12 protein-coding genes and 1 riboswitch are annotated in these 10,982 nt (G+C 75.2%); of the genes, 8 read left to right on the plus strand and 4 right to left on the minus strand.

Going from position 1 to position 10,982, the window contains the following annotated elements:
* Positions 1 to 111 precede the first annotated feature (111 nt).
* From HLB15_RS19790 to HLB15_RS19815, 6 genes are all read left to right on the plus strand, one after another.
* Positions 112 to 348, plus strand: coding sequence for a hypothetical protein (locus HLB15_RS19790; protein ID WP_171107873.1), 237 nt, complete (start codon positions 112 to 114; stop codon positions 346 to 348).
* Positions 348 to 1,055: a response regulator transcription factor gene (locus HLB15_RS19795; protein WP_171107875.1), complete on the plus strand. Its 708-nt coding sequence runs from the start codon at positions 348 to 350 to the stop codon at positions 1,053 to 1,055. The genes HLB15_RS19790 and HLB15_RS19795 overlap by 1 nt, the downstream gene beginning before the upstream one ends.
* 66 nt (positions 1,056 to 1,121) lie before the next feature.
* Positions 1,122 to 1,376, plus strand: a complete 255-nt coding sequence (locus HLB15_RS19800; protein ID WP_171107871.1) for a hypothetical protein — start codon at positions 1,122 to 1,124, stop codon at positions 1,374 to 1,376.
* A gap of 36 nt (positions 1,377 to 1,412) precedes the next feature.
* On the plus strand, positions 1,413 to 2,942 hold the full coding sequence (locus HLB15_RS19805; RefSeq protein WP_171107877.1) for an OmpA family protein: 1,530 nt from the start codon (positions 1,413 to 1,415) through the stop codon (positions 2,940 to 2,942).
* Between the two features lie 5 nt (positions 2,943 to 2,947).
* On the plus strand, positions 2,948 to 3,688 hold the full coding sequence (locus HLB15_RS19810) for a pilus assembly protein TadG-related protein (protein WP_171107879.1): 741 nt from the start codon (positions 2,948 to 2,950) through the stop codon (positions 3,686 to 3,688).
* A 227-nt stretch (positions 3,689 to 3,915) separates the two neighbouring features.
* Positions 3,916 to 5,175: an alpha/beta hydrolase family protein gene (locus HLB15_RS19815; protein ID WP_171107882.1), complete on the plus strand. Its 1,260-nt coding sequence runs from the start codon at positions 3,916 to 3,918 to the stop codon at positions 5,173 to 5,175.
* Between the two features lie 9 nt (positions 5,176 to 5,184).
* On the opposite strand, the gene HLB15_RS19820 is transcribed toward HLB15_RS19815, so the two are convergent.
* The 4 genes from HLB15_RS19820 to HLB15_RS19835 all read right to left on the minus strand — a co-directional run bounded on the left by HLB15_RS19820 (position 5,185) and on the right by HLB15_RS19835 (position 9,113).
* Positions 5,185 to 6,078: an SMP-30/gluconolactonase/LRE family protein gene (locus tag HLB15_RS19820; RefSeq protein WP_171107884.1), complete on the minus strand. Its 894-nt coding sequence runs from the start codon at positions 6,076 to 6,078 to the stop codon at positions 5,185 to 5,187.
* A 52-nt stretch (positions 6,079 to 6,130) separates the two neighbouring features.
* Positions 6,131 to 6,694: a cysteine hydrolase family protein gene (locus HLB15_RS19825; RefSeq protein WP_171107887.1), complete on the minus strand. Its 564-nt coding sequence runs from the start codon at positions 6,692 to 6,694 to the stop codon at positions 6,131 to 6,133.
* Entirely contained in the window at positions 6,691 to 8,115 is a 1,425-nt protein-coding gene (locus HLB15_RS19830; RefSeq protein ID WP_171107889.1) for a purine-cytosine permease family protein, read from the minus strand. The genes HLB15_RS19825 and HLB15_RS19830 overlap by 4 nt, the downstream gene beginning before the upstream one ends.
* Positions 8,116 to 8,300: 185 nt before the next feature.
* Positions 8,301 to 9,113 (minus strand): C40 family peptidase, encoded by an 813-nt coding sequence (locus HLB15_RS19835; protein WP_171107891.1) that lies wholly within the window; start codon positions 9,111 to 9,113, stop codon positions 8,301 to 8,303.
* Positions 9,114 to 9,115: 2 nt separating this feature from the next.
* Positions 9,116 to 9,273: riboswitch (cyclic di-AMP (ydaO/yuaA leader) on the minus strand.
* A 316-nt stretch (positions 9,274 to 9,589) separates the two neighbouring features.
* On the opposite strand from HLB15_RS19835, the gene HLB15_RS19840 reads away from it, so the two are divergent.
* Together HLB15_RS19840 and HLB15_RS19845 are read left to right on the plus strand one after the other, a co-directional pair.
* On the plus strand, positions 9,590 to 10,624 hold the full coding sequence (locus HLB15_RS19840) for a PucR family transcriptional regulator (RefSeq protein WP_171107893.1): 1,035 nt from the start codon (positions 9,590 to 9,592) through the stop codon (positions 10,622 to 10,624).
* Positions 10,625 to 10,779: 155 nt separating this feature from the next.
* The coding region (locus HLB15_RS19845; protein ID WP_212760130.1) for a hypothetical protein at positions 10,780 to 10,982 on the plus strand (203 nt) is incomplete at its 3' end.

Below are 10,982 nucleotides of genomic sequence, written 5' to 3' on the forward strand. Positions count from 1 at the left end.
TCCTGCGGTTCACGCTGCAGGGCCTGCCTGCGCGCTCGGACAAGCCCCTGCGCAAGCGGTTCCTCGCCCCCCTGGGCCTCGTGGCCGGCTTCTTCGACGCCACCGGCGGGGGTGGCTGGGGGCCGGTACGGCACCCGTGGCGTCCGCGAGCGGGCCGAGCTGTGCGGCGGCGACGCGACGTGGGAGCCCCGGTCGGGCGGCGGCACGGTGGTCACCGTGACGCTGCCCGCCGAGCCCCACGACAGCGGTGCGCCCCGCGGCGGGACGACCGCCGTCGGGCCGAGGGGCAGGACCAGGGCGGGACGCGGCCGGGACGACCGGTACGTGACGACGGCGGAGGTGGCGTGATGCGCATACTCGCGGTGGACGACAACCCGATCATCCGGATGGGGCTGCGCACGCTGCTCGACGGGACGCCGGGCGTCACCTCCGTGGCCGACACGGGCGACCCCGACGAGGCGGTCGCGCACGTGCGGTCCGGGGCGGTCGACGTCGTGCTGCTGGACGTGCGGATGCCGCGCGTGAGCGGGCTCGAGCTGCTGCCGCAGCTCGCGGGCGCGACCGTCGTCATGCTCACGCACACCGACGACCCCTCGACGGTCTCCGAGGCGATCGCGGCGGGCGCCGCCGGGTACCTCGTGCACGGCGCGCTCGAGCCCGAGGCGATGGTCGACGCGATCCGGCTGTGCCGCAGCGGCAGCCACGTCGTGGCCGGCGTCGCGCCGCCCGCCGCGGTGCCCGCGCCGGGCCCGGGCGTGCGGGACCTGCTCTCGCCGCGCGAGGCCGAGGTCATGGACCTGGTGGCGCAGGGCCTGTCCAACGGCGAGGTCGCCGCGCGGTTGTTCATCTCGGAGAAGACGGTGAAGAACCACGTCAACAGCCTGTTCGCCAAGCTCGGCGTGACCACGCGGAGCCAGGCGATCGTGCGCTGGCTCCAGCAGGACGCCCGGGCGGGTCACCAGCACGGCCCGGGTGCGGGTAGTGCCCAGGTCCCAGGCAGGACGGGCCCTCGACCGGGCCCGCACGCCCTGGGTTCCGGGGCCGCGCGTCCGTAGGTTCGAGACGTGGCCACGGTTCCCGAGCCGTAGCCGGTCACGGACACCAGACGTGGAGGGAACACCATGAACAAGCTCATCGACAAGGCGGTGGCGACCCGGGTCGCGCTGACCGCCTTCGCCGAGCGCGCGGCGCGCCGGGTCAAGGAGGACGAGCGCGGACAGGGCACCGTCGAGTACGTCGGTGCGATCCTGCTCGTCGTCGCGGTCGTCGGCATCGTCGTCGCGGCGGCGAGCGACGTCGGCGACGCGATCGTGCAGCAGCTCACCGACGCCGTGAACGACATCGGCGGTGGCGGTGGCGGTGGCGGCGGGGAGTGAGCCGTCGCTGATGACAACGACAGCGGAGGGAACTGCATGCGTCGAGCGCAACGCGCGGTGGTCGCCGTCGGCCTGACCGGCCTCCTGGCCGGGTGCGGACTGACCTGGCCGGACCGGGACGACTCGGTCCAGCCCCCGCCCGACGCATCCTCTGCACCGACCTCGTCCGGGGGCACCACGCCTCCGGACGAGGTCGTGTCCGTGGAACGGGAGTCGCACGAGGGCCGCGTGCGGTTCGACCTGAGCCCCGTGGAGTCCGACGGCGACGTGGCGGTGCTGCGCTACGACCTCACGGCGGAGCCCGCGGGCGAGAAGAACCTGCGGTTCGGCACCGTCGCGCTGAGCCTGGCCGGACTCGGCAGCTCCACGACCGACGGGCGCGGCGTGCGCCTGGTCGACCCGGCGGCCCGCGTGGTGCACCCCGTCGCGACCGCCGCCGACGGGACACCGGCGTCCGAGATCGAGCGCCTCCGCGACGAGGAGGAGGGCGACACGCTGCGCGGTCGGGGCGTCACACTGTTCGCCGCGCCCGACGGCGACACCGTCGACGTGCTCCTGCCCGGGTACGGCGCTGTGCCGGTGCCGGTGGTCGAGGCGGGCGAGGGCTTCACCGACGCCGTCGACGAGGTCGGCGGCGTCGGCGACGCGCGGACCGTGGACCTGCGCGCCTTCACCGCCGCCTACGACGCGGAGTCGTCGACGTCCGCCGAGGACGACGACGTGACCGTCACGCTCTCCTCCGACGTGCTGTTCGCGTCGGACGAGCACACGCTCACGCGCAGCGCGCGGGGCGTGGTCGAGCGGGCCGCCGCCTCGATCGTCGAGCAGGCCGACGGCGGCGACGTGCACGTGGTGGGCCACACCGACGACGTGGACACCGACCGGTACAACCAGGCCCTGTCCGAGCGCCGCGCCCGGACGGTCGCCGACCGGCTGCGCGCCGAGCTGGGCGACGGCTTCACGGTGACCGAGGAGGGCCGCGGCGAGTCCGAGCCCGTCGCCGAGGGGACGAGCGCGCAGGCCCGCGCGGCCAACCGGCGCGTCGAGATCCTGTTCGAGGGGCACCTCGTGGTCGACACCGAGGCCGGCACCGAGGTGCCCGAGACCGACGCGCCCACGGCCGAGGACGGTCCGGTGACGATCGAGACCGACCGGGGCGACTACCGGATCGAGGTCGAGTCCGTGCAGCGGCGCGACGGCGTGCTCGTGGGCAGGCTCACCGCGGAGCGGACCTCGGGCGACGCGGTCGATCCCGCCTGGTTCCTGCGCGCGCACCGCACGATGATCGGTCAGCGGGCGTTCGGCACCCTCGCCGAGGCCGCGGGACCGCACAACCTGTCGCTGCTGGGCGCGCGCGAGCGCGTGCTGCCGTTCGACTACGTGGCCGAGGAGCGTACGGGCGGCTTCGTGCTGCGCCGGCTCCTCGGCGACGAGGAGGTCGGCACCCTCGACCAGGGCCAGCGCACCGCGATCACCGTCTACTGGCCCGACACCGGGCAGGACACCGTGACGGTCGACGCACCGGACCGGTTCCGGATCACCGACGTGCCCGTGACGGAGGGATGAGGCGCATGCCGACGATGCCGCGGAGACACCGCGAGACCCGAGCCGAGCGGGAGCGCGGGTCGATGCACGTGATGACGATCCCCGTCGCCGTCGGGCTGCTCACCGTGGCCGTGCTGATCATCTCGATGGTCGGCACGGCGACGAGCGACCGCCGCCAGGCGGGGGCCGCGGCCGACGCCGCCGCCCTGGCCGCGACCCAGGAGTGGAACGAGCACCTCGGTCTCCTGCACGCGCTGCACCTCACCGTCAGCGAGCCCGGCGCGTTCTGGGGGCTCGCCGAGGAGGCCCTGCTGACGTCGTCGCTCGAGCGCGAGATGCGCGAGGCCGCGCGGGCGTACGCCGAGGAGAACGGCGCGGAGCTGGAGGCGCTCGACATCGATACCGAGCGGCTGCGGGTCACGGTGCGGGTGCGGCACCAGGACACCGTGCCGGGCACCTCGGTCCGGCCCGAGGCGACCGCGACCGCCGGGGTGCGGCTGAGCGGTGGCCTCTGCCTGACCGGCGGCGGGCTCGGGTGGCTGCTGGGCGGGGAGTGCCGCACGGAGCCGGAGGAGGAGCCGGACGAGGGCGCGGACGGCGGCTCGGGCGAGGGCGCCGGTGACGGCGGGTCGGGGGACGGCTCGGGTGGCGACGAGGGCGACGACTCGGGCGACGACTCGGGCGACGACGAGGGCGACGAGGAGGACCCGCCCTGGACGCGCCCCGACGTCGACGCGTACCGCAGCTCGGTGACCCTCGTCGGCTGACGCCCTGCCGCCCCGGACCCTCGAAGGTCCGCCGCGACCAGGCGGTTCGGCACGGGATGCGCGCCCTCGCCGTGCGTGATCGCCTGCTCGCGGCGGACCGTGCGCCGGTCGGCCAGGGGTGGCCCCTGAGCGAGGTCGGGCGGGGGCCAGGGGTTTCCCGGGAGTCCTCCCGGAACCTCGGCGTCCTCCCTGGTCCCGGACGGTCGGCACGTGAGAGAACGGCAGGCATGACGACCTCGTTGCGCACGTCCCGGACCGTCCTCGCCGCGGCACTCGCGGCGTCGGCGCTGATCATCGCGCCGCTGGCGGGCGCACCGGCGGCCCTGGCCGCGGCCGGCACCGCCGGCGGCCCGACTTCCGCCGGCCCGACCATCGCCGGCCCGACCATCGCCGATCCGACCATCGCCGACCCGGCCGCCGGCGGCCCGACTTCCGCGGGCCCGACAGCCGACCCCGCGCTGAGCCTGCCCGCCCCGACCGGCCCGCTGCCGGTCGGCACGACCTGGGCGCACCTCGTCGACCCCGACCGCCGGGACCCCTGGCGCCCGGAGGAGCAGCGCGAGCTCATGGTGTCCCTCTGGTATCCCGCGGTGCCGCACGGCGTTCCCGCCCCGTACACGTCGGAGGCGGTGTCGGCGGCGATCGTCGCGAGCACGGGCCTCCCGCTCGACCCGGCGATCCTGACGACCGTCAGGACCCACGCCCGCGCCGAGGCACCCGCGCTGCCGGGGCGCCGTCCGCTCGTGGTGCTCTCGCCGGGCGCCGGGCTCAGCCGCGAGTCTCTGACGTCGCTCGGCGAGGACCTCGCCTCGCGCGGCTACGTCGTGGCGGGCGTGGACCACACCTACGAGGCCCGCGCCGTCGAGCTCCCGGACGGCACCGTCGCGCCGTGCCTGCTCTGCGAGCGGGAGAACACCGCGGAGATCGGGGCGTGGGTGACCCGCGGGCGTGCCGCGGACATCAGCTTCGTGCTCGACGAGCTCACTCGCGGGAGGCTCTGGCGACACGCCCCGGGCATCGACCCGCGCCGGGTCGCCGTCGTCGGCCACTCCCTGGGCGGGGCGGCCGCCGCGACCGCGATCACCCTGGACCGTCGGGTCGACGTCGGTGTGAACATGGACGGCACGTTCCAGGTCGACCTCCCCGAGACCGGCGTCGACAAGCCGTTCCTCATGCTGGGCAGCGTCCTGCACGAGGACGCCGCCGTCGACGGCACCGACTGGTCGGACAACCACGCGCGGCTCGGCGCCGACAGCCGGTGGCTGCAGGTGCCGACCGCCAACCACAGCTCGTTCACCGACCAGCTCATGTTCCTCGACCAGGCCGGGCTGCCGCTGCCCGAGCCCGGCACCCTCGGCGGCGAGCGCGGCGTGCGGATCACGACGGCCTACGTCGGCGCCTTCCTCGACCGGCACCTGCGTGGCCGGCCCGCCCCGATCCTGGACGGCCCGTCGGCGGCGTACCCGGAGGTCGAGCGCCGCGGCTGACGGCGGCGGTCAGCGCAGGCCGGTCGCCGTCGTGCGGACCGACAGGAGCAGGTGGGTCGCCGTGACGTACAGGACGTTGCGCTTGGGACCGCCGAACGTGAGGTTCGAGCAGACCTCGGGCAGCAGCAACCTGCCGAGCAGGGTGCCGTCGGGGTCGAGCACGTGCAGGCCGTCGTGCGCGGCGCCCCAGATGCGGCCCGCTGTGTCGACCCGCACGCCGTCCCAGGCCCCGGCGTCGCAGGTCGCGAGCACCTCGCCGCCGGTGAGCGCGCCGTCCGGCCCGACGTCGAACCGCCGCAGGTGCGCGCGCTCCGTGTCGGTGACGTAGAGCGTGCGCTCGTCGGCCGAGAAGGCGAGGCCGTTCGGCTGGGCGAGGTCGGCGGCGACGCGCGTGACCGTGCCGTCCGGGTCGCGCCGGTACACGTGGTTCCCGCCGATCTCGGGGTCGGCGGCGAACCCCTCGTAGTCGCTCTGGATGCCGTAGGTGGGGTCGGTGAACCAGACGCTGCCGTCGCTGTGCTCGACGAGGTCGTTGGGGCTGTTGAACCGCTTGCCCTCCCACCGGTCGGCGAGCACGGTCACGGTGCCGTCCGGCTCGGTCCGCGTGACCGACCGGCTGCCGTGCTCGCACTGCAGCATGCGGCCCGCGCGGTCCACGGTGCGCCCGTTCGCGTACCCCCCGGGGCTGCGCCACACGCCGACGGCGCCGCTCGCCTCGTCGAAGGACAGCACCCGGTCGTTCGGGATGTCGCTGCACAGCACCGTGCGCCAGGCGGGGGAGTACGCCGGGCCCTCGAGCCAGCTGCCCTCGCCGAAGAGGACGGCGGCGAACCTGTCGCCGCGCACCGGTGCGAACCGGTCGTCGTGGCTCTGCCACTGCACACGGATCCTGTCGGGGGTCACGGGGTCTCCTTCGTGGGTGGTGTCGGTCGTGTCGGTGGCGTCCCGCCCGGGATCAGCGGGCCGCCGCCAGGACGGCGTCCGTGGTCGTGACCTCGATCAGCGGCGCGTACAGGCGCATGATCTCCAGCGCCCGCTCGTGGTTCTCCGGCGTCGAGCCGGCGCACGCGTCGTCGACGACGAGGACGCGGCGGCCCGCGTCGGCGGCGGCCAGAGCCGTCGACAGCACGCAGCAGTCGGTCGCCACGCCGGTGAGCACCAGCTCGGCGGCGCCGCCCGTCGCGGCGTCGAGCTCCGCGCCCCACTTGCCGAACGTCGTGCGCGTGACGACCGGTGCGCCCGTCGCGACGACGTCCGCGAGGTCGGTGATCTCGTACAGCGGGTCGTCGTCTGGCACCAGGGCGAAGGGCCACTCGTCGAAGTAGGCGCGCCAGGCGCCGTCGGGCGCCACGGGGGCGACGTACCTGGTCAGCACGGTGCGCCCGGCGAAGGCGGGCAGCAGGCGCCGCGTGCCGTCGAGCGCGCGCGGGTAGTCGGGCGACGCCCACGGGCTGGGCGGGCGCGCGAACACGTCCTGCATGTCGACGACGACGAGCGCGGCGTCCGGCCCGATCCTCACCGCTCCTCCTGCCGCCGCACGGCACCCGCGCTGAGCAGCAGCGTCCCGGCGAAGCCGATCACCAGGGCGACGAGCACGCCGAGGTTGGCCCACGCCCAGTCGCCGTCGACCCCGCCGAGCGGCCCGAGCAGGTAGCCCTGCCACTGCAGCCACGGCGCGTAGGTGTTGGTGACCAGGCCCCAGCCGACGGCGGTGCCCGCGAGCACGAGGACGACCGCCGGCCACCGCACGGAGCCGTACCGGCCGGCGGGGTCGTAGAGGTCGGCGTCGGTGTAGTCGCGGCGGCGCAGCAGGATGTCGGCCAGCAGGACGCCGCACCAGGCGGCGATCGGCACGCCGAGAGTGATGAGGAAGCCCTGGAAGGGCCCGATGAACGAGTCGGCGACGAACACGACGTAGACGGCGCCGACCACCATGAGGGCGCCGTCGATCGCGGCGGCGACCCAGCGGGGCGCGGGCAGACCGAGGGAGAGCAGCGCGAGACCGGAGGAGTAGATGTCGAGCGCGGCGCCGCCGATCAGCCCCGCGAGCGCGACCACGGCGAAGGGGACGAGGAACCACGTCGGCAGGAGGGTCGACAGCGCGCCGATCGGGTCGGCGCCGATCGCCTCGTTCAGCTCCGGGTCGGAGCCCGCGAGCAGGAGGCCGAACACGAGGAGTGCGACGGGGGCGAGCGACGCGCCGAACGTCGTCCAGCCCACGATGCGCGGGCCGGACGCGCTGCGGGGCAGGTAGCGCGAGTAGTCGGCGGCCATGTTGACCCAGCCGAGCCCGAACCCGGTCATCATGAACACGAGACCGCCGATCACCTGCGGCGTGCCGCCCGCGGGGACCGCGGCGACGGCGGCCAGGTCCACGTGGTCGACGACGAGCACGACGTACACCACGGTGAGCACCGCCGTGAGCACGGTGATGACCACCTGGAGCCGCATCACCAGGTCGAAGCCGAAGATGCCCGCCACGACGACGATGCCCGCCACCACGACGAGGGCCACGACCTTGGTCACGGTGCCGCCGCCCCAGCCGAGCGCGCCGAGCACGGTCGACGTCGCGAGCGTCGCCAGCGCCACGAGCACCGTCTCCCAGCCCACCGTGAGGATCCACGACAGCAGCGACGGCAGCGTGTTGCCCCGCACGCCGAACGCGGCACGCGACAGCACCATCGTCGGTGCCGAGCCGCGCTTGCCCGCGAGCGAGATGAACCCACAGAACAGGAACGACACGACGATGCCGACGACGCCGACGACGACCGCCTGCCAGAACGACACGGCGAAGCCGAGCAGGTAGGAGCCGTAGCCCAGGCCCAGCACCGAGACGTTGGCGCCGAACCACGGCCAGAACAGGTTGCGCGGCGAGCCCTTGCGCTCGGACTCGTCGATGGTGTTGAGCGCGTTGGTCTCGACGCTCGCAGGTGAGCTCATGTCGCCGATCCTGCCACTGCGGGGCGCCAGGACAAGCCCCCGGGTGGCTCGACGTGCCGATCTCACGACGGGCTGCCGATCCGGCCCGGCGGCGCGAGACACGGTGTCGACGCCGCGACCGCACGCCCCAGGACGCACGAAGGCCCCGCACCGATCGGTGCGGGGCCCTCGGGGCCGGCGAACGATCAGCCCACGCGGAGGTACGTCGGGCTGTTCTGCCAGATCGACGTGTAGCGGACGGTCTCGCCCGGCACGGGGGCCTCGATCTGCATGCCGTCACCGGCGTAGATCGCGACGTGGCCCGGGCTCCAGATGAGGTCGCCCGGCTGCGCCTCGGCCGCCGAGACGACGGTGCCGACGTTGCGCTGCGCCGACGAGCTGTGCGGCAGGCTGACGCCGACCTGCGCGTAGACGTAGGAGGTGAAGCCGGAGCAGTCGAACCCGGCGGGGGTCGAGCCGCCCCACAGGTACGGGGTGCCCAGGTACTGCATCGCGATGGCGACGACGTCGGACCCCGCGGCAGCGGGCGCCGCGGCGGGCGCGGGCTCGGCGGCCGGCTCGGCGGCGGCGACGGGCTCGGCCTCGACGACCGGCTCGGGCTCGGGCTCGGGCTCCGGCTCGGGGGCCGGCTGCACGCTGATGGTGCCGGTCTCGAGCTCGAAGGTGCTGTCGCCGGCCACCTTCACGGCGGGGGCCACGGACGCGGCCTCGACGACGGCGCCGACGGCGGCCTCGTTCGCGGCGGGCGCGGCGGCCAGGGCCTTCCCGGCGGTGTCCTTCACGGTCTCGAGCTCCGCCGTGGCGGTGTTCTCGTCGGAGACGGGCGCGGCGTCGGCGGGGATGCTGAGCAGCGAGACGACCAGGCCGGAGCCGGCGGCCACGAGGGCGCTCCGGCGGGCGGTGGCCGACAGGCCGCGCGCGGCGGCGCGGGTCAACGGGGTGAGCGGGGTGATGGGCGGGTGGGCAGCACGATGGCGCCCGGGCGTGCGTGTGGTCACGTCGGTCTTCTCCTGGCGCCTACGAGGTCAGCTGTCGGATTCGGGTCGGAGAACTGACCCGGCCGCGAGTCGTGCTCGCGGCTTCACCCCAAGGACACCGTGGTGCCCGTCATTCGTCGGGTCCCCCGTCCCTGTCATCGTGCTGGAGCAGTCCCGGGGCGGTGACAGGGCTCGGCGTCCACCTCGGGAGCCCGTGGAGTGCCCACGAGCGCGACCGACCGTAACCCCGGTCGGTGGATGATCACAATCGAGTCACGGTCGCGACCTGGGCCGATGCAGGCTCTTGACGCGTCCTCGGCGTATGGGATAGGTCACAGCGCCGCCATGTCGGCCCTGGTCAGCGCGCTGCGGTTCGTCCGGACGGACAACTTGCCCGGATTCGCCTTGTCCGACCGGACGAACACCGCGTGTCGGGCTTTCCCTAGCGTGCGACGGCGGCGTCGCGCTGCTACGCCCGCGCGCTCACCGAGCGCGGCGTGTTCCGCGAGCTGTACCGCAGCACCGAGCCGGTGCGCGTGGACCCGATCCCCATCGACGGCGAGCCGCCGACCCTGCCGCGCGTGGCCGTCGCCGTGCGCGCGGGCGACGAGGTGCTCGGCTCCATCTGGGCCGTGCTCGACGGACCGCACGACGGCCCGCTGGACGACCGCACGGCCGACTCCCTGCGCGACGCCGCCAAGCTCACCGCGCTGCACCTGCTGCGCGTGCGCGCCGGGTCCGACGTGCGCCGCCGCGTGCGCACCGACCTGCTGAGCACCGCGCTCGAGGGCGGCACCGGCGCGCGCGAGGCGCTCGAACGCCTCGGCCTCGGGCGGCACGCCGTGGTGGTGCTCGGCGTCACCGCGCGCGGGGAGGACGGCGAGCGCTCGGTGGCGGGCGACGTCGTGGAGGCCAGCGAGCGCGAGCGCCTCTCCGACGCGTTCGCGCTGCACCTGCAGTCGGCGCACCCGGCGTCGGCGGTCGCCCTGGTCGGCGACGTCGCCTACGGCCTCCTGCCCTGCGGGCCCGACGGCGAGGAGCGCGCCGAGCGGGTCGCGCGCGCGTTCGCGGACAAGGTGGGGCGCCGGTCGCCGGTCGTGGCGGCCGTCGGGCCCGTGGCCCCGGACGTGCGCGGCATCGCCCGGTCCCGCGAGGTGGTCGACCGCGTGCTGCGGGTGCTGCGCGGAGCCCGGCCCGGGGTGCCGGTCGCGCGGATGTCCGACGTGCAGGCGGCCTCCCTCGTGCTGGAGCTGCGCGACCTGGTCGCGGCCCGCGGCGACGAGCTCGTCGGCCCGCTGGCCCGCCTGCGCGAGTACGACACCGAGCACGGCCCGGAGCTCGTGGGCACCCTGCGCGCGTGGCTCGACGCGTTCGGCGACGTGACGGCGGCGTCGGCGGCGGAGTTCGTGCACCCCAACACGTTCCGGTACCGCCTGCGGCGGGTCGGCCAGGTCAGCGGCATCGACCTCGACGACCCGGAGGCCCGGTTCGGCGCGATGCTCCAGCTCCGGGTGCTGCTCGGCGGCTCGTAGGTCCGTCCGGCGGCGCCCGCGGGGCGCGCCTCCCCCAAAGGTCGGAGGCGAGGTGCGTGCTCGTGGCCGATGTGCGGCGGCCGCTCGCGCGACAGGCTGGATCAGGTCGGGGGAGAAGCCCCTGACCTGCGAAGACCTCAGCCGAGGAGCCCGAGATGCCCGCGTCCCGCCCTGCCGTGTCCACCGCCGTGATCGGCACCTCTCCGCCGGGTCGGCAGCAGCCCTCCCGGTCGGCGCGAGCATCTGCCGACCGGCTGCGGACCGACCGATCTCGCCGCGTGCTGCCGGCCTGGAGGCGCGCCGCCGGGGTGCTGGCCGTGGTGGGCGCGCTGGCCGTCGCGGTCGCCGGGGCCGTCCC

Origin of the sequence: Promicromonospora citrea (assembly GCF_013004695.1) — a bacterium.
Lineage (GTDB): Bacteria > Actinomycetota > Actinomycetes > Actinomycetales > Cellulomonadaceae > Promicromonospora > Promicromonospora citrea.